Source organism: Streptomyces sp. NPDC050549 (assembly GCF_040655035.1).
In the GTDB taxonomy this organism is placed as follows: domain Bacteria; phylum Actinomycetota; class Actinomycetes; order Streptomycetales; family Streptomycetaceae; genus Streptomyces.
In genome coordinates, this window is record NZ_JBFAJD010000026.1 from 95,822 (window position 1) to 111,869 (window position 16,048).

18 protein-coding genes and 2 pseudogenes are annotated in these 16,048 nt (G+C 69.7%); 11 read left to right on the plus strand and 9 right to left on the minus strand.

What is annotated here, in order from left to right; genetic code table 11:
- Window positions 1-4 precede the first annotated feature (4 nt).
- On the plus strand, window positions 5-589 hold the full coding sequence (locus tag AB0I51_RS31700) for a hypothetical protein (protein WP_362981053.1): 585 nt from the start codon (window positions 5-7) through the stop codon (window positions 587-589).
- Here AB0I51_RS31700 and AB0I51_RS31705 read toward each other — a convergent pair.
- On the minus strand, window positions 577-1,554 hold the full coding sequence (locus AB0I51_RS31705; RefSeq protein ID WP_362981055.1) for a hypothetical protein: 978 nt from the start codon (window positions 1,552-1,554) through the stop codon (window positions 577-579). The two genes, AB0I51_RS31700 and AB0I51_RS31705, sit on opposite strands and share 13 nt — an antisense overlap.
- A 385-nt stretch (window positions 1,555-1,939) precedes the next feature.
- Here AB0I51_RS31705 and AB0I51_RS31710 point away from each other — a divergent pair, with 385 nt between their 5' ends.
- The gene (locus AB0I51_RS31710; RefSeq protein ID WP_362981057.1) at window positions 1,940-3,196 is read left to right on the plus strand and encodes a serine hydrolase domain-containing protein; all 1,257 of its coding nucleotides are present in this window, start codon (window positions 1,940-1,942) and stop codon (window positions 3,194-3,196) included.
- Here AB0I51_RS31710 and AB0I51_RS31715 read toward each other — a convergent pair.
- Window positions 3,139-3,453, minus strand: coding sequence for a hypothetical protein (locus AB0I51_RS31715; RefSeq protein WP_362981135.1), 315 nt, complete (start codon window positions 3,451-3,453; stop codon window positions 3,139-3,141). The two genes, AB0I51_RS31710 and AB0I51_RS31715, sit on opposite strands and share 58 nt — an antisense overlap.
- 137 nt (window positions 3,454-3,590) lie before the next feature.
- Window positions 3,591-3,875, minus strand: a pseudogene (locus tag AB0I51_RS31720) (Rieske 2Fe-2S domain-containing protein); the annotation flags it as partial.
- A gap of 168 nt (window positions 3,876-4,043) precedes the next feature.
- Here AB0I51_RS31720 and AB0I51_RS31725 point away from each other — a divergent pair.
- Window positions 4,044-4,703 (plus strand): MSMEG_1061 family FMN-dependent PPOX-type flavoprotein, encoded by a 660-nt coding sequence (locus AB0I51_RS31725; protein ID WP_362981059.1) that lies wholly within the window; start codon window positions 4,044-4,046, stop codon window positions 4,701-4,703.
- Between the two features lie 69 nt (window positions 4,704-4,772).
- Here AB0I51_RS31725 and AB0I51_RS31730 read toward each other — a convergent pair whose 3' ends face one another.
- Window positions 4,773-5,681, minus strand: a complete 909-nt coding sequence (locus tag AB0I51_RS31730) for a helix-turn-helix transcriptional regulator (protein WP_362981061.1) — start codon at window positions 5,679-5,681, stop codon at window positions 4,773-4,775.
- A 200-nt stretch (window positions 5,682-5,881) separates the two neighbouring features.
- On the opposite strand from AB0I51_RS31730, the gene AB0I51_RS31735 reads away from it, so the two are divergent.
- From AB0I51_RS31735 to AB0I51_RS31765, 7 genes and pseudogenes are all read left to right on the plus strand, one after another.
- On the plus strand, window positions 5,882-6,859 hold the full coding sequence (locus AB0I51_RS31735; RefSeq protein WP_362981063.1) for an aldo/keto reductase: 978 nt from the start codon (window positions 5,882-5,884) through the stop codon (window positions 6,857-6,859).
- A 26-nt stretch (window positions 6,860-6,885) separates the two neighbouring features.
- The gene (locus tag AB0I51_RS31740) at window positions 6,886-7,914 is read left to right on the plus strand and encodes an alcohol dehydrogenase catalytic domain-containing protein (RefSeq protein ID WP_362981065.1); all 1,029 of its coding nucleotides are present in this window, start codon (window positions 6,886-6,888) and stop codon (window positions 7,912-7,914) included.
- A gap of 36 nt (window positions 7,915-7,950) precedes the next feature.
- Window positions 7,951-8,403, plus strand: a pseudogene (locus AB0I51_RS31745) (aldo/keto reductase); the annotation flags it as partial.
- 197 nt (window positions 8,404-8,600) lie between these two features.
- A complete protein-coding gene (locus AB0I51_RS31750) occupies window positions 8,601-8,804 on the plus strand; it encodes a hypothetical protein (RefSeq protein ID WP_362981067.1) in 204 nt (67 codons plus the stop codon).
- A gap of 654 nt (window positions 8,805-9,458) precedes the next feature.
- Window positions 9,459-10,682, plus strand: coding sequence for an ice-binding family protein (locus AB0I51_RS31755; protein WP_362981069.1), 1,224 nt, complete (start codon window positions 9,459-9,461; stop codon window positions 10,680-10,682).
- Between the two features lie 101 nt (window positions 10,683-10,783).
- Window positions 10,784-11,515, plus strand: coding sequence for a DUF5819 family protein (locus AB0I51_RS31760; RefSeq protein WP_362981071.1), 732 nt, complete (start codon window positions 10,784-10,786; stop codon window positions 11,513-11,515).
- On the plus strand, window positions 11,505-12,644 hold the full coding sequence (locus AB0I51_RS31765) for an HTTM domain-containing protein (protein ID WP_362981073.1): 1,140 nt from the start codon (window positions 11,505-11,507) through the stop codon (window positions 12,642-12,644). The genes AB0I51_RS31760 and AB0I51_RS31765 overlap by 11 nt, the downstream gene beginning before the upstream one ends.
- Window positions 12,645-12,704: 60 nt before the next feature.
- On the opposite strand, the gene AB0I51_RS31770 is transcribed toward AB0I51_RS31765, so the two are convergent.
- The 3 genes from AB0I51_RS31770 to AB0I51_RS31780 form a co-directional block, all read right to left on the minus strand.
- Window positions 12,705-12,878: a CsbD family protein gene (locus tag AB0I51_RS31770; protein ID WP_362981075.1), complete on the minus strand. Its 174-nt coding sequence runs from the start codon at window positions 12,876-12,878 to the stop codon at window positions 12,705-12,707.
- Window positions 12,879-12,970: 92 nt separating this feature from the next.
- Window positions 12,971-13,159: a hydrophobic protein gene (locus tag AB0I51_RS31775; RefSeq protein WP_362981077.1), complete on the minus strand. Its 189-nt coding sequence runs from the start codon at window positions 13,157-13,159 to the stop codon at window positions 12,971-12,973.
- A gap of 114 nt (window positions 13,160-13,273) precedes the next feature.
- On the minus strand, window positions 13,274-13,483 hold the full coding sequence (locus tag AB0I51_RS31780) for a hypothetical protein (protein ID WP_362981079.1): 210 nt from the start codon (window positions 13,481-13,483) through the stop codon (window positions 13,274-13,276).
- Between the two features lie 577 nt (window positions 13,484-14,060).
- Between AB0I51_RS31780 and AB0I51_RS31785 the strand changes: the two genes are divergently transcribed.
- A complete protein-coding gene (locus AB0I51_RS31785) occupies window positions 14,061-14,534 on the plus strand; it encodes an ANTAR domain-containing protein (protein WP_362981081.1) in 474 nt (157 codons plus the stop codon).
- Between the two features lie 17 nt (window positions 14,535-14,551).
- Here the strand turns inward: AB0I51_RS31785 and AB0I51_RS31790 are convergent, their stop codons facing one another.
- Both AB0I51_RS31790 and AB0I51_RS31795 read right to left on the minus strand, forming a co-directional pair.
- The gene (locus AB0I51_RS31790) at window positions 14,552-15,268 is read right to left on the minus strand and encodes a GAF and ANTAR domain-containing protein (protein WP_362981083.1); all 717 of its coding nucleotides are present in this window, start codon (window positions 15,266-15,268) and stop codon (window positions 14,552-14,554) included.
- Between the two features lie 140 nt (window positions 15,269-15,408).
- A complete protein-coding gene (locus AB0I51_RS31795; protein ID WP_362981085.1) occupies window positions 15,409-15,990 on the minus strand; it encodes a hypothetical protein in 582 nt (193 codons plus the stop codon).
- Window positions 15,991-16,048: the final 58 nt, after the last annotated feature.

The window sequence follows — 16,048 nt, forward strand, 5'->3', positions numbered from 1 at the left end:
TCCCATGCCGGTGACCGTCGAGGGCAGGCCTCGTGACAGCCGGGGCTATCCCGTGCCCGCCATCACGCCCTGGGAGGGCGACGAGCCTCAGTTCGCGCTCACCGACTACGGGCGCAGCGCGGAGTGTGCGCGGCAGCGGCTGTGTTCCGTGTGCGGCACTCTGATGCCCAGGGGGGCGGTGTGGCGGGTGGTCGGCGCCGCGGAGAGTTCGGCGATCCGGGAGGCGCTCGACGCCGGGCGGCCGTACCGGAACATGGCGGCGACGCCGGAGGGGCCGGGTCACCGTGCGTGCATGCTCTACGCCTCGATGGTCTGCCCGTATCTGGCGCGTCCCAACGCGCGGCGGGGGCTGACGGCACAGAGCCCAGACGACATGACCGCGCATGTCGTCCGGGGCGCTGTCCGTGGGGACATGGGTGCCGTGGTGGGGTTCGGCGACTACGAGTTCGCCGTCACCAGGAGCCAGGTTCTGTTCCGATTTCTCGATGTGGTCGAGTACCTGCCGCACGACACGGCCGACCAGCACCTGCCCGAGCTCCGGGCGGAACTCGCCCGCTCCGGCGGGCGGTTGGGCGGTCAGCCTCGGTAGGCGGGCAGGCCGGTGTGGGTGGAGACCTTCACGGGCCTGCCGAAGCCGTGGGCGCCCTTGGTGATGGTGTACGTACCGTTCGGGGCGCGGAAGGCGACGGTCTTGCCGTTGGGGGACCAGGTGGGCTCGGTGTAGTCGGTGGTGGCGGTGGGGGTGACGTCCTTGACGGTGTTCGTGGAGCTGCCGAGGTCCTCCACGAAGAGGTGGTCGTGGCCGTGGACGGAACGGACGAAGACGACCTCCTCGTTGTCGGGGGAGAGTGCGGGCTCCGAACCCTTGGCCAGCGCGCCGCCCTGCTGCCGCAGGTAGTCGTCGCGGATGTAGACCTCGCCGGTGTGGGTGTTCTCGTAGACGGCCGAGCCGTACTTGCCGCCGACGTTCGGCCAGGTGTTGTCGGTCTGCGGGAGGGCACCGTCCCCCGGTTCGCCATTCAGGCTGATCCTGGCCGGCCTGCCGTGGTTGCTGGTGGCCTTGACGCCCTCCAGGACGGTGCTGCCGTGGATCTTCGCCGAGAAGATGAGGTTGTTCTTCGCGGGGATCTGGTTCGTCCGGTCGGCGGCGGTCACCTGCCAGGTGGGGTGGGACCACGTCTGGCCGCCCGGGTTGGCGGCGACGGTGACGCGGTGGGTGCCGTCGGGGTTGGAGACGACGAGGTTGCCGTGCCCGTCGATGAACGCGGCCCTGCTGCCGCCCGGGTTCCAGGCCAGGTCACGGACCGTGGTGCCGAAGTCGATCGACCTGCCGTTGACGATCACGTGGCGGGTGCCGTTGCTGATGGTGAGTCCCCTGGGCACGGTGAGCGTGCGGGCGGACGCGGCTGCGGCGACCATCGCGGCGCTGCCCCTGGCTCCGCCGGAGGACGGGGCGGCCGGCGCGGCACAGGCCGTGCCGCACAGGGCGAGCAGGGCGGCGGCACCCGCGGTGATGACGGTTGCGCCGGCGCGCCGACGGTTACGAGCGGACATCGAGGTTCCCCCTGCTGATGTGAATGACGCTGCGACGAGAGATTCGCGGGAACCGCCGGCCGTCCCCTGGACCTGAACCGGTCCGCTCGGCTTGCTGCCCTTCGCGACAAGACGGAGTATTCCGGCAGCGGGTGACGAGGCTGTGCGTCCGCTGTCACAGGTGTGCAATAGCGCGGTGGGTGGGATGCCGGGGCATGGGCGTGCTGAGACGTCGGCATCGGCAGCGGTCCCTGTGGACCAGGTCTGACCCCCCATCAGGTGTCGGGGTGCGGTCAGGGTTCGCTCAGGGGCGTTCCCTGATGATCAGGGCTGCTGGGACGGAAGAGACTCGTGGCAGGGCCGTTCGACCGCCGGTCCCACCGCCACCAGTTGGGAGAGCTTCACTGTGAACTGCTCCGCCGTTCGCCCCCGTTGGTCCACCGTGGCCGCGTCGGGCGCCATGCTGGCCGCTCTGGCGGTGGTTACGGCCCCTGCCGCCTCCGCCTCCGCCGTCGTCTCGGCTCCAGCACCCGCCGCCGCTTCCGCCGCGCCGCTGCCGGCGCTCGATCCGGCCGAACTCCGGGCGGCCATCGCTGGCTTACCGGCCGCGGATGTCACCGGCGCGCTGCTTCGGATCACCGGTCGCGCGGGTCACTGGTCGGGCACTTCAGGTGTGGGCGACCTGGAGACGGGTCAGGGTGTTCCGTCCGACGCGCACATCCGGATCGGCAGTATTTCCAAGGTCTTCACCGCCACGATCGTTCTCCAGCTCGCTGCCGAGCACCGCATCGACCTGGACGAACCGGTCCAGCAGTACCTGCCGGGGATCCTGCCCGCCGGCCTCCCGCCCATCGAGATCGGCCAGTTGCTCAACCACACCAGCGGCCTGCCGAACGGCGTCCACAACCCCGACTTCGGCGACGGCAGCCCCGAATGGTTCGCCGCCAACCGCTTCAAGAGCTTCACACCCCAGCAGGTGATCGACCTGATGACGGGCCAGCCGATGCAGTTCGCGCCGGGCACCGCGCAGCAGTACAACGGGATGAACTACTACGTCGCCGGCCTCCTGATAGAGAAGATCACCGGGCGCACCTTCGCCCACGAGGTGAGCTCGCGGATCACCCGGCCCCTCGGACTGCGCGACACCCAGGTTCCCGACGCCGACGACCCGCGCCTGCCCGGCCCGCACTCCCACGGCTACCTGACGGTCACGTCCCCGGACGGCACCGCGCACCAGGTGGATGTCACCGAGCAGAGCCCCTGGCCCTGGGCCGAGGGCGGCATGATCTCCACCCCTGCCGATCTCGACCGTTTCATGACCGCGCTCTTCCGCGGCCGTTTCCTCCCGCCTGCCCAGCAGGCCGAGCTCTTCACCGTCCCCGACGTCCCCAGCTTCCACAGCAGCCAGTGCCGCACCGCGGCCGATGCCGGCCGAGCCTGCATGAGCATGGGCATCATGAGGGTGACGGCATCCAACGGCGTCACGGTCTGGGGCAAGACCGGCTCCCGCCCCGGCTGCACCAGCGGTGTCTTCGCCACCCGCGACCTCTCCCGCAAGATCGTCTACTCCCTCAACCCGACCAACCTCAACGGCACCGAAATACGCTACGTCCAGCAGATCGCCGCAGCGTCCTTCGGCACGGTGGCCCCGGCCACGGGCTGACTCGGCCAACGAGCCGACACCTTGGGCGAGTCGGACGGTGCCGCCCGGCGGGGAATCGTCGCCCTCCGGTTGAGGTTCAGGGTGGTGAGCCACTCCTCGTCGGTGACCGTGAGGAATCCTCCGGTGCGGGCCGGAGCCGATCCCACGTTGTTGGCGAGGATGTCGATCCGGTCATCCGCGGCCTCGACGAGCCGCGCGGGTCCCGACGCCTCGCCCAGGTCGACCGGTACGACCCGTACGTTCCCGGTCGCGGCCAGCTCCTCAAGCCCGGCCCGACGTGGACGAAGACGAGCCCACTGTGCTCACCGACCGGAAGGCCGCCGAGGGACACCTTCGGAGTCCGGCGCGCGAACGGAGCCGCCACACACCGCCCGTCCGGGCCGAACCGCCAGCCGTGGAACGCCCATTCCACACTGCCGTCCACGACCTTGCCGCCCGCGCCGAGGTGCGCGCCGTGGTGCGGACAGTGCGCGTCCCGTACGGCCGCTCGACCGTCCGCTCCCCGGAAGGCGATGAGCGCCCGCCCGAAGCAGTGGAGGCTGACGACCTCGCCCGGACGGAGCTCGTCGCCGCGGAGCACGGCGTACCACCCGTACGGCACGGTCGGCATCGGGTAGTCGTCGGCTCGCGGGTCGCGTGGCAGGGCAGCGAGTCTGTCGTGGCGCCGACGCAGAGGCATGACCGGATGCCGGCGAGGGCTCGGTGGACTCGGGGCGGGGGTCTGCACACTCACAGGCGTCCAACTCTCCTGGGCTGCGCGGGAGTTGGGGCACGGAACGCAGCTGACCCCGCCCCGGGGCGGGGCGGCCAAAGACCGATCGAAGGTCGGCCCTTTAGGGTCGGAGACATGACGACGCCTCTTGCCGGTACCGCCTTCGACTCGCTCCGTCTCGACGCCCTGTCCGACCAGGCCGCGCTGCGCGGGGTCTACGACCTCCCCGGCGCAGCCGCCGTACGGAAGCAGATGACCGAACTCACCGAGCAGACACGGCGGTTGATCGGCTGCTCGTCGCTGGTCCTGGTCGCCAGCGCGGACGCCGAGGGCAACTGCGACGTCTCCCCGCGCGGCGGCCCCGCGGGATTCGTCGCGGTCCTGGACGCACGGACGGTGGCGATACCGGACGCGACGGGCAACAAGCGGCTGGACACCCTGCAGAACGTCATCGCCACCGGCCGGGCCGGGCTGCTGTTCGTCATCCCCGGACGCACCACCACCCTGCGGGTGAACGGCCGGGCCTGCGTCTCCACCCGCCCGGAACTGCTCTCACAGCTGACCGCCGTGGGCAAACCGCCGGCCAGTGCGCTGGTCGTGGGGATCGAGGAGGTCTACCCGCACTGCCCCAAGTCCCTGCTGCGCAGCGGGGCGTGGAAGCCGGAGGAGTGGCTGCCGGCGGACGCCCAGCCGACGTCGGCCGAGGTGACGTTGGCCCAACTGCGGATGCCGGAGCTGACGATCGCCGACATCAGGCAGAGCGAGGCGGACTCGCTGAAGTACCGGTACGAGTGACGGGGCGCCCCGCGGTCACCGAACCACCGGCCCGCCGAACCCCCGGGCGCAGGTGTGGATGTTCCTGACCTACGGCCTCTGACGAGTGGCTTCGCCCGCGGGCGAAGGCCGTTGCACCGGTCGCGGTGCCGTCATGTCCAGCAGGAGCAGGGCGTCGTGGTCGGGGCTGCCGGGTTCGGCGGTGTAGACGCCGATGCGTTGGCCGGGGGTGCCTTCGATGTGCAGGGACTGGGAGGTGAGGGTGAGCGTGCCGACCTGGGGGTGGTGGAAGGTCTTCTGGGCCGGTCTGCGGCCGGTGACTTCGTAGCGCTCCCAGAGTCCGGCGAAGTCGGGGCTCTTGAGGAGGAGTTCGCCGACGAGGTTGGTGAGGTCGGGTGCGTCGGGGGCGGTGCCGGCGATGGCGCGCAGGCGGGCGACGCAGTTGGTGATCTGCCATTCCCAGTCGTGGAAGAGGTCGCGCGCCGCGGGGTGCAGGAAGAAGTATCGGGCCAGGTTGCGCTGCTTGACCGGCCAGTCGTCCAGGCCCGCGTAGAGGGCGAGTCCGCCGGGGTTCCAGGCCAGCAGGTCCAGGCTGCGGCTGATGACGTACGCCGGGTTCGGGCGGAGGGATTCCAGCAGCAGTTTGAGGTGGGGGCGCACCGTGCGGCTGGGCGCGGGCGGCGGTTCGGGGGCGTAGCGGGCGGCCCGGGCGGCGAGTTCGCGCAGGTGCTGGTGCTGCTGGTCGTCCATGTGCAGGGCGCGGGCGAGCGAGTCGAGGACGGCGGGGCTGGGGCGGGTCTCCTTGCCGCGTTCCAGGCGCACGTAGTAGTCGATGCTGATGCCGGCGAGGGTGGCCAGCTCCTCGCGACGCAGCCCGGGGGTGCGCCGGATGCCGGCGCCGACGGTGAGGCCGACGTGGTCGGGGCGGGTCTGGGTGCGGCGGGCGCGCAGAAAGCGGCCCAGCTCGGCGCCCTCGCTGTGCGCGCTCTCGGTAGCCATGCGTCCAGTCTCGCCCGCTCCCCGCCCGTCGCGCAGGCGGGAGGGGGGCCCTGTCGTTACCCCTGAAGAGCCCGCCCTGCCACACCGTCGCGATCCGGGCGAAGGTGAAGGGGAAACACGCCGACACCTCGCCCCCGGGCACGATCCGCTGTGCCCGGCGAGAGTGGGCCCAGGCGACGCGACGAACCGGAGAGGGCGACATGCGCTACACCAAACTGCGTGACCTGGAGGTTTCCCGGATCGGCCTCGGCGCGATGGGCATGTCCCACGGCTACACCGGCTCCGGCACCGACGACGCCGGGTCGATCAGGACAGTGCACCGGGCACTGGAACTGGGGGTCACGCTCATCGACACGGCCGAGATCTACGGCCCCTACACCAACGAGGAGCTGATCGGCCGGGCGCTGCAGGGCCGCAGGGACAAGGTGGTGCTGGCGACGAAGTTCGGTCTGGTCTCGCACGCCGGTGCGGGCGCCTGGAACCAGGACTCCGGCCGCGCCAACATCCGTGCCGCCGTCGAGGGCTCCCTCAAGCGGCTGGGCACCGATCACATCGACCTGTACTACCAGCACCGCGTCGACCCGAACACGCCGATCGAGGAGACCGCCGACGCGGTGGGCGAGCTGATCGCCGAGGGCAAGGTACGCGCCTTCGGCCTCTCGGAGGCCGGCCCCGACACCATCCGGCGCGCGCACGCCGTCCAGCCGGTCACCGCGGTGCAGTCGGAGTACTCCCTGTGGACCCGCGGGATCGAGGACCGCGTCCTGCCCGTGCTGCGGGAGCTGAACATCGGCCTGGTGCCGTTCTCCCCGCTGGGCCGCGGCTTCCTGACGGGCGCCATCCGCTCCACCGACCAGTTCGACGCCTCCGACTTCCGGCGCGACAACCCCCGCTTCACCGGCGAGAACTTCCGCCGCAACCTCGCGCTCGCCGACGAGGTCAAGGCCCTGGCCGCCGAGGTCGGCGCCACACCCGCCCAGGTCGCGCTGGCCTGGCTGCTCGCCCAGGGCGACGACATCGCCCCGATCCCCGGCACCAAGCGGGTCACCCGCGTCGAGGAGAACACCGCCGCCGACGCGGTCACCCTCACCCGCGAGCAGCTCGACAAGCTCAGCAGCCTGCCGCCCGCCGCCGGAGACACCCACACCGAGGCCCAGGCGCGGATGCTCGAACGCTGATCGTCCGCCCACTGTTTGGAGTAACCATGCGTGCAACAGTGATGTACGGAGCCGGAGACGTCCGCGTCGAGAACCGGCCCGACCCCGAGATCGTCAAGCCCACCGACGCGGTGGTGCGCACGCTGGCCGCGTGCGTGTGCGGCAGCGACCTGTGGCCCTACCGGTCCATGCCCACCACCGACACCGGCCGCCCCATGGGACACGAGTTCCTCGGAGTCGTCGAGGAGACGGGCGCGGATGTGACGGGCCTGAAGTCAGGCGACCTGGTCGTGGCGCCCTTCACCTACAGCGACAACACCTGCGACTACTGCGCCAGGGGCCTGCACATCTCCTGCCGCAACGGCGGCCGCTACGGCTTCGACGGCGTCGACGGCGGACAGGGCGAGGCCGTCCGGGTCCCGTACGCCGACGGCACCCTGGTCAAGCTGCCGGTGGCCGCCGACTCCGCGCTCCTGCCGTCCCTGCTTGCCCTCTCGGACGTAATGACGACAGGCCACCACGGCGCGGTCACCGCCGGCGTCGGCCGCGGCGACACGGTGCTCGTCGTCGGCGACGGCGCGGTCGGGCTGTGCGCGGTGGTCGCCGCCCGGCGACTGGGCGCGGAGCGGATCGTGCTCGCGGGCCGCCACGAGGCGCGCACCGGCCTGGGCCGCGAGTTCGGGGCCACCGACGTCGTGGCCGAGCGCGGCGAGGAGGGCATCGCGCGCATCCGCGAGCTGACCGGCGGCGTGGGCAAGGTGATCGAGGCCGTCGGCACCCGCCAGAGCCTGGACACCGCGCTCGGCGCGGTCCGGGACGGCGGCACCATCAGCCGGCTCGGCGCCCCGCAGTACGAGGAGGGCCCCATCGGCCCGGCCGTCTTCATGCGCAACATCACCCTGACCGGCGGCGCCAGCCCCGCCCGCGCCTACATCGGGCAGCTGCTGCCCGACGTCCTGGACGGCACCATCGCCCCCGGCCGCGTCTTCGACCGCGCCTTCCCCCTCGACCGGACACCGGACGCCTACCGGGCGATGGCGGACCGCGAGGTCCTCAAGGCCCTCGTCACCCCCTGAACGCCCCCACTCCGTCTCCGCCCGAGGAACCCCCTCATGCAATACGCGACCCTGAACAACGGCGTCGAGATGCCACTCCTCGGCTTCGGCGTCTACCAGATCCCCGCCGAGGACACCGAAAGGGCGGTCTCCGACGCCCTCGCCGCCGGCTACCGCCTCCTCGACACCGCCGCCGCCTACGGCAACGAAGAGGCCGTAGGCAGAGCGATCAAGGCAGGCGGCATCCCGCGCGAGGAACTCTTCGTCACCACCAAACTGTGGATCCAGGACGCCCCGGCCGAGGACAACACCCGCCGCGCCTTCGAGACCTCGCTCGACAAACTGGGCCTGGACCATCTCGACCTGATCGTCAACAACGAGACCGTGCCCGCCGTCAACCAGATCGAGACGCACCCGTTCTTCCAACGCGCCCACTACCAGGCCCTGATGAGCGAACACGGCGTACAGACCCAGTCCTGGGGCGGCTTCGCCGAAGGCAGGAACGACCTGACGGCCGACGAGAAGGACCTCCTCGCGGGTGGCCGCCCCATTAGGGTGACGCCGTGCGATTCAGAGCGGTGTTACTCGTCCTGTTCCTGATTCCGCTGCTATGGGGGATGGTGTCACTGCTGAGAGCCGGATCGGCGTACGGGGCCTACTGTCCCGGGCTCCTTTTGGGCGCGGACGGAGAGTCTCATCCCGATCCGATGAGGCGTGGCGACAAGTGTGAGCTCTCCTACGACACCGGCACCGGCCGCTCGGTCGGCACGAGCACCTACGAGCAGGTGGCGTTCGGTCATGAGCTGAAACGACGGAGCCTCTACCGGCAGGGAACGTTGTTCACCCTGTACGGAACGGTGGGGATGGGCATCGTCGTTGTTGTCACCCGGCGGCGCAGGCTCGCGGCTTAATTGTGCTGCGGTCGTGGTGCTTCCGGTTGTTCCATTGCCGAACGCCGATGTGTCCTGGGCTGTAGTGCGGGCGGTGACGGCAACGGCTCCTACACAAACACGCCGGGGCCCGCCATTCCGGGCGGTTGTGCATGAGAGTGAACCAGGCCGCAGTCAATAATACTGCGGACAGCGCTGCTCGGGGATATTCCGAGCGGTGCACCGACCGTCTATTTTCCTTCGGCCTGACAGGCGTGGAATACCGTGATACGGCGACTTGGCCGTGCCGGGTGGATCGCACGCGGCCGGTCTGTTGCGATCAGGTCTTCGCGCATCGCATAAGTGCAGGTGGTGGCCGGATCCTCATCGAGGACCCAAGGATCATGACGTGGATCCGCCTCGACCGGACCCACGGAAATGGCCTGCCTTCTGTGGGGGCGTGCGTGATCTTCTCGCGATGTACTGCGTTCCGCCGGTCATGCCAGGTGGTCGCACCTGGCGAGAAATATGGGTTTACAGCCACCCGGCCTATTGGTCATTTCTATGTATTTCGCGGGACCCCTTCTGGAAAATATTGGTCGGCACACTCCTAGGTAATATGCCAACGCCAGAAACAGGCGATTCTGTGCGACCGGGAACCGCCAAGACCATCCGCTCAAAGGAGTTGGCCCCTCGATGACGCTGAATATCCCTGAAGCGCCGCAACGGCGCACCCTGTCGGTGTGGATCGCGGCCCTGACGGCCGTGGTGATCGCCGCTGTCGTGCTCGCGATGACGCCGACACGCGCAAGTGCCGTTGCCACACCCGTACCTCTCGGTACGGCGACCAGCTTTGCCGTACTGGCCGGTTCCCAGGTCACCAACACCGGGCCCTCGTCGATCACCGGTGATCTCGGAGTGTCTCCGGGAACGGCCATCACCGGATTCCCGCCCGGCACCGTGATCGGGGCCCAGCACTCCGCGGACGCGGTGGCGCTCCAGGCCAAGAGCGACCTGGTCACGGGCTACAACAACGCCGCCGGACAGGCACCGGACGTCACCTACCCCACCGCTCCCGACCCCGTGGAACTCGGCGGCAGGACCCTGGATCCGGGCGTCTACAAGGCACCCATCTCCGCGGGAATCACCGGCACGCTCACGCTCGACGCACACGGCGACCCCAATGCCGTATGGGTCTTCCAGATCGGTTCGACGCTGACGACGGCGTCCGGCAGCAACGTGTCACTCGTCAACGGCGCCTCACCGTGCAACGTGTACTGGCAGATCGGCAGTTCGGCCACGCTCGGCACCAACTCCACTTTCGTGGGCACGATCATGGCCCAGGAGTCGATCACCGTCACCACGGGAACGACCATCGCCGGCCGGGCGCTGGCCCGTACCGGCGCCGTGACGCTGGACAACAACACGATCAACCGCGGTACGTGTGCCCCCGGCGGAACCACCGGTGGTCTGGTCTCGGGTGGCGTTGTCGCCGGTGCCACGTCGGGTGGCGCCACAGCGGGCACGACGGGCAGCACGACGGGCAGCACCACCGTCGGCGTCATCGGCGGTGTGCCGACGGGTGGCGGGACCGGCGGTCTTCTGGGCGGTGTCCTGACGTCGGGCGGAACCACCGGCGGTGCGCTGGGCGGTGTCATCGCGGGCGCCACCACGAGCGGTACCACGGGCGCTACTACGGCCGGTACGAACGGTGGTGCGACAGCCGGCTCGACCGGTGGAAACGGCCATCACGATCACGGCCACAAGCCCGGCGGCCATGACCACGGTGGGAAGCCCAACGGCCACGATCACGGCGGGAAGCCCGAGGAGCACGGCGGCTACGGCCAGGACCACGGCAAGCCCGACAAGCCCGAGGGCTACGGCAACGATCACGAAGGCCACCACAAGAAAGCTGCCTAGCTCCCCTTGAGCGAGCAGGACGAGCGGCGCGCGACGGATCGTGGTCGATTCCGTCGCGCGCCGTTGGCGCAATCTCAGGAGACACAGTGAGAGAAGCCAGGATGGAAAGTCCGGGTGGGGCCGCACTCGGCGGCATCGAAACAGCGGACGTCGACGAACCGGACCGGGGCGGGGACCGGGGCGGGACAACCCCTCAGCGCCAAGGGCCTTCGAAGGCGGCCGTCATCCTGAAGACGGGGACCAGCGCGGCTGCGGCCCTGTGTCTGGCGACGGCCCTGGTCCACGTTCTCCTCGTGTTTCTGCACGTGGCACCCCCCAACCCCCTCTCCCGGCAGTACAGCCGGCAGGTCAACGCCTGGGTCTTTCCTCTGTTCGAACAGAACTGGCGGCTCTTCGCCCCGGATCCGGAGTCGGTCAACCGGCAGATCTCGGCACGGACCTTGCACACCACTCCGGACGGCGGGGTGCGGGTGAGTGGTTGGTTCGATCTGAGCGGCGTCGACAACTCGGCGGTGAAGCACGACGCCTTCCCGAGCCACACCGCCCAGAACATGCTGCGGCGGGCCTGGAGTTCGTACCTCGAAACCCATGGCGGCGACGACCGGCCCCGTTCGCAGCGGGCGCTGATGATGCAGCGGTACCTCACCAACATCGCGGCGGACCGCATCACCGACCGGCGCGGCGGCACTTTCGAGTCCGTCCAGCTGCGGGTGATCACCGTGCCCGTCGCCGCGCCGGCCGAGGGGTCCGGCCCCGGCTCGTCCGCTGCCGCGCCGAAGTCTGTCGAAACGCGGTATCTGCCCTGGTGGAAGGTGACCTCCCATGGAAACTGAGCAGGCACTCGCTCCGCACCGAGGTGTCCCACGTACCCCCGACGGGGCGGACGTGGGCCCACCGCGCCGCGTACCGGAGCGGATCGGCGCGTCTCTCACCGCCCTGACCGAGCAGCCGGTCTCCCTGTACGCCGCGGCCGTGCTGCGCATCGGCTACGGACTCCTCTACCTCGTCTTTCTCCTGCGCGAGTTTCCGCACCGCGACGAGATCTGGGGGCCCGGGTCACCGTGGACGCCCGAACTGGCCAGGCAACTGTTCGACCAGACCGGGTGGGCCAGCATCCTCACGCTGTCCGACAGCCGGCCGTACTTCGAGACCTGCTATGCGCTGGCCCTCGTCACGTCCGCGCTGTTCACGCTGGGCTGGCGGACCCGGGCGGTGTCCGTGCTGTTCGCGGTCGTGGTCGCGTCGTTCCACGCCAGGGCGATCTTCATGACCGACGGCGGAGACAACCTCATCCTCCTCATGGCCCTGTACCTCGTCTTCACGGCATGCGGCCGACGCTGGTCCCTGGATGCGCGCAGAACCCGTCTCCAGGGCTCCATGGAGAAGACGGCGAGCAGTTCGGCGGGCCCGGATGCCGATGGACTCCGGCACCAACTCGGCTTGTCCCGCCGGACTTTGACGGTCGTGCTGCACAACTGCGGCATGTTCGTCATCGCGGCCCAGGTCTGTTTCCTCTACGGGTCCGCGGGCCTCTACAAGGTGCAGGGCGGCTCCTGGGGCAACGGGACCGCCCTCCACTACGTCCTGAACCTCGACCTGTTCCGCCCCTGGCCCGAGCTCTCCCTGATGGTGGACGGGCACGACGTGCTGATCGCCGTCGCCTGCTACCTGACCGTGCTGCTGCAGGTCGCCTTCCCGTTCGTCCTGTTCGGACGGCTCAAATACCCGGTCCTGACCATGCTGCTGGGCATGCACCTGGGCATCGCCGTCCTCATGGGGCTGCCACTCTTCTCCGGCGCGATGATCATCGCGGACGCCGTGTTCCTGCCGGACCGCTTCTACCGGTCGCTGAGACGCCTGTGGCCGCGCACGGGCAGGCGGCCGGACGTCCCGAAGACGGTGGCTCCGCCGAGCGGAGAACCAGCACTCGTGCCGTCGCAGTCCGCACCGTCGAGCCGCTGAGGCCCCGGCCCGGGTGGGGTGGCGTCCAGGCGATCCGGCTGCCACCCGGGCTGGTGCCGGTCAGTGCTTGAAGGCGTCTTTGGCCTTGTCGCCGGACTGCTTCAGGTTTCCGGAGATCTGGTCGGTCCTGCCGTGCCGCTGCAGTCGCCTGTTGCGGGTTGTCCGGCCGATGCGTTCGGTGATTCGTCCCTTGAACGCCTGGGTCTTGTGCTTGATCGTCTGTTTGACGCTCATGGCTGTCCTCTGCTTGTTCGCTTGATGGGCTCCCGCGCGTGATCGCCACAGGGGCCGCTCGTCCGGCGGGCGGGGGAACGGTCCGGCAAGGACTACCTGCGGCTGCGGCTGCGGCCTGACCGGCGGCCCCGGCTCCGCCCGCCACCGCCGCGCCCCCGCCTCGCGAAACCGAAGATCCACAGGACCAGGAGTACGGCGGCGACCCACCAAAGGGTCTGCATGGTGAAGCCGAACCCGAACACCACCAGAATCAGCAGAAAGAGAAGAATCCACATGATCATTGCCGGGCCTCCGGATCGCGAGAAGTGCCTGATTCCGCGGGGTCCGGGCGAAGCGGGGGAGGTGGAATGCTGCCGAACAATCCGGAGTGGCATAGCCCTACGCCGTGCTCTCAGTCAACGCCTGGCGACCTCCCGTGTCAACGGAGTGTCGACACCGACGGGCTCTGTGAGCTGGGCCGGGGCCGCTGGGACAAACGGAGCCTCGGCGGGAATGTCGACCGGTGCGGCCGGCGTCGGCAGTATGCGGTCCTCCCACCAGGACAGGCCCATCACGGTGGCGAGCAGGACGAAGGGGGTCGAGGCCGGAAGGATCAGGGCGTACATGTGTGCCGCCTGCGATGGTGTGCGTGCGAGACGGCGGGCGCGAAAGGGTGCCCGCCCGGGGCGCATCGATGCCGTGCCGGGATCCGGTGGCGACGGCGGGTGCAGGAGGCCCGTTGGGGGCGGGAGGGTTCCGGCACTGATGCGCGAGATGCGCTCCCGAGGGAGCGCGAGAGGTGATCGACGCTGCCGGGGGCTCGGGCCGTACCTCGCACGCTAGCCCTTGCGGCACTTCCGGGACAGATGTCAAGTGGCCATCTGTTCCGGGTGGCCGGCCGTTGCACGGGCGCTACCCGCAACCTCCGGGCAGAGCTACGCTGTTGGAACAGGCCCCAGCCCCCGGCAGTGCTGTCTTGTGCCGCGCCGTGGAGGCTCGCAGTGTTCATCCTGCTTCTCGTCGTCGCTTCGATCCTTTTCGGTTGCGGGTTCCTCAACCCCCTCCGGAGCACCGGCAATACCGGGACCGTCGGGATCACCAAGACCGCGACAACGCGGGTGACCGATGAAGTTGCCTGACATCCGGCGGTTCCGGATCGGCTTCGGCCACGCCGGACACGCCGAAATCGTGGAGGCAGATGCCATGCGTCGTACAACCACGGCCTCCAGGAGCTGGTGGGATCTGCGGGTCGAGACCCCGGTGGGGAATCCGGCCGAACAGGACGCCGTGGCCCTGCGCGCCGAGGTCGATCAGCTACGGCGGGCGCTGGCCGCCCGTGCGGTCGTTGACCAGGTTTGCGGCATGGTGATGGTTCTGGTCCCCTGCCTCCACGGGCCGGCCAGGAACCTGCTGGTGGATGTCTCACGGCAGTGCAACACCGAGGTTCCGGACGTGGCATCGGCTCTGGTCGCCGCCTGGGAGGGCGAGCCGCTCCCACGGCTGATGCGGCGTGCGCTGCGGCACGCACTGCGGCGCCTCTACGCGGAGAACCGGGGGTGCGACTCGCGACCGACAGGCGAGACGTCCGGCTCAAGCCGGCCATGTGAGAACGCTGGTGACGCGACCCCTTCGACCGGCACCGACGACGTGCTGCCGGTGCCGCCTGCAACAGGGTGACCTGAGCCGCTGCGAGGTCAGGCCACCAGGCCGGGGAGGGGTTCGGTGCCGTCGATGAAGGCGCGGGCCACCTCGGACAGGCGGCGGTTGTGGGCGCGGGCGTAGGCACGCAGGGTGGTGAAGGCCCGTTCCATGTCGATGTTCTGGCGTTCGGCGAGTTTCCCCTTGGCCTGTTCGATCAGCACGCGGCTGTTCAGCGCCGTCTGCAGCTGCTCGTTGAGGAGCGTGCTGCGATCGCTGGAGCGTTGTTGGAGCAGGCTGATGGTGGCGACGTCGGCGAGGGCCTGGGCGATGAGTGTGTCTGTCGGCTCGAAGGGGCCGGCGTCGGAACGGAAGAGGTTCAGGGCGCCGACGACCTCGTCCCGCAGCCGCATCGGCAGTGCCTGGACCGCCGCGAACCCACTGTGGTGGGCCTGCGCGGCGAACCGTGGCCAGCGGTGGATCTCTGTCGTCACGTCGGGGACGGAGACCTGTGCGCCGGTGCGGAAGGCTTCCAGGCAGGGGCCTTCGTCGTTCTGGAGCTGGAAGAGTTCCAGCAGGCGCACTTGTTCGTCGGAGGCGGCCATCACGCGCAGTCCGGCGTCGCGGTCGGCGAGCAGTACCCCGGCCGCACTCACCCCGAGCATGCCGACACAGCGGTCGGTGAGCAGGCGCAGGAAGTCCATCAGGTCGAAGTCGGCGACCAGGCTGTCCGCCAGCTCGACGAACGTCCTGGAAAGGAGTTGCTGATCCATCGCATGCACCCTTGTCTCGGGATCGGTTTCCACCGGGGAACGGCGGGACCTGCCGTCGGCCGTCACAACTCACGCCTGCCGTCCCGCCGTTCATCCGGCGATCCCCTCACGCGCGTGCCTGACTCCTGGTCCCGCTGCGCCTATTGGCACCGTGCTGGGTGCGCGAGGTCACCCGACTCCGCGGCCGTTCGCTCTGCGAGGGGAAGGACCAGGGCCCGCAGCACGGTGGGGCCCGGCGGCCTGTAGAGCAGGCCGATTTCGTACCACCCTCGCGACCTGAATCCGGCGCAGGCCGCACGATGGGTCCGTTCCACCAGGGTTACCCCGAGCAGAGCCCGGTCGCCGGCGAGCAGACGCTCCTGCAGCCGGTCGGCCAGGCCGTGGTATCGCTCGAAGGGATGGACCACCGTCCCGCAGAGGGCGAAAACCCGTCCGGACGTGGTGAGTTGAGCGACGTGCTCCGGGAGGGGTCCACGAAATCCCGTCCACCAGGAGCCGTCACGCGCTATGGGGAATCCGAACGCGTATCCCACCAGGCCGGGTGCCTGGGCGGTCAGCATGGTGAACCCCGGTCGCCAGGTGTCATGCGTGAGGCGCCGCACGAAGTCCTTCCGGCGGCGGTGCTCCCAGCCGGATGTTGTGGCGCAGGACTCCGCGTACAGGTCTGCCAGGTCCTCGCGCAGTCCCTCGGCCTGCCAGCGGTTGAGCCGGCGCAGACTCACGGGCGAGGTGCGCGTTGCGAGCGGCAGGCGGCCTGAGCCCGTTCCCGGCCGGCCCGGC

Excerpts from the sequence above, each read along its gene's own strand:
- AB0I51_RS31700 (WP_362981053.1), top strand. The coding sequence starts at position 5 with ATGCCGGTGACCGTCGAGGGCAGGCCTCGTGACAGCCGGGGCTATCCC.
- AB0I51_RS31705 (WP_362981055.1), bottom strand. The coding sequence starts at position 1,554 with ATGTCCGCTCGTAACCGTCGGCGCGCCGGCGCAACCGTCATCACCGCG.
- AB0I51_RS31725 (WP_362981059.1), top strand. The coding sequence starts at position 4,044 with ATGACGACGCCTCTTGCCGGTACCGCCTTCGACTCGCTCCGTCTCGAC.
- AB0I51_RS31730 (WP_362981061.1), bottom strand. The coding sequence starts at position 5,681 with ATGGCTACCGAGAGCGCGCACAGCGAGGGCGCCGAGCTGGGCCGCTTT.
- AB0I51_RS31735 (WP_362981063.1), top strand. The coding sequence starts at position 5,882 with ATGCGCTACACCAAACTGCGTGACCTGGAGGTTTCCCGGATCGGCCTC.
- AB0I51_RS31740 (WP_362981065.1), top strand. The coding sequence starts at position 6,886 with ATGCGTGCAACAGTGATGTACGGAGCCGGAGACGTCCGCGTCGAGAAC.
- AB0I51_RS31750 (WP_362981067.1), top strand. The coding sequence starts at position 8,601 with ATGAGGCGTGGCGACAAGTGTGAGCTCTCCTACGACACCGGCACCGGC.
- AB0I51_RS31755 (WP_362981069.1), top strand. The coding sequence starts at position 9,459 with ATGACGCTGAATATCCCTGAAGCGCCGCAACGGCGCACCCTGTCGGTG.
- AB0I51_RS31760 (WP_362981071.1), top strand. The coding sequence starts at position 10,784 with ATGGAAAGTCCGGGTGGGGCCGCACTCGGCGGCATCGAAACAGCGGAC.
- AB0I51_RS31765 (WP_362981073.1), top strand. The coding sequence starts at position 11,505 with ATGGAAACTGAGCAGGCACTCGCTCCGCACCGAGGTGTCCCACGTACC.
- AB0I51_RS31770 (WP_362981075.1), bottom strand. The coding sequence starts at position 12,878 with ATGAGCGTCAAACAGACGATCAAGCACAAGACCCAGGCGTTCAAGGGA.
- AB0I51_RS31775 (WP_362981077.1), bottom strand. The coding sequence starts at position 13,159 with ATGATCATGTGGATTCTTCTCTTTCTGCTGATTCTGGTGGTGTTCGGG.
- AB0I51_RS31780 (WP_362981079.1), bottom strand. The coding sequence starts at position 13,483 with ATGTACGCCCTGATCCTTCCGGCCTCGACCCCCTTCGTCCTGCTCGCC.
- AB0I51_RS31785 (WP_362981081.1), top strand. The coding sequence starts at position 14,061 with ATGCGTCGTACAACCACGGCCTCCAGGAGCTGGTGGGATCTGCGGGTC.
- AB0I51_RS31790 (WP_362981083.1), bottom strand. The coding sequence starts at position 15,268 with ATGGATCAGCAACTCCTTTCCAGGACGTTCGTCGAGCTGGCGGACAGC.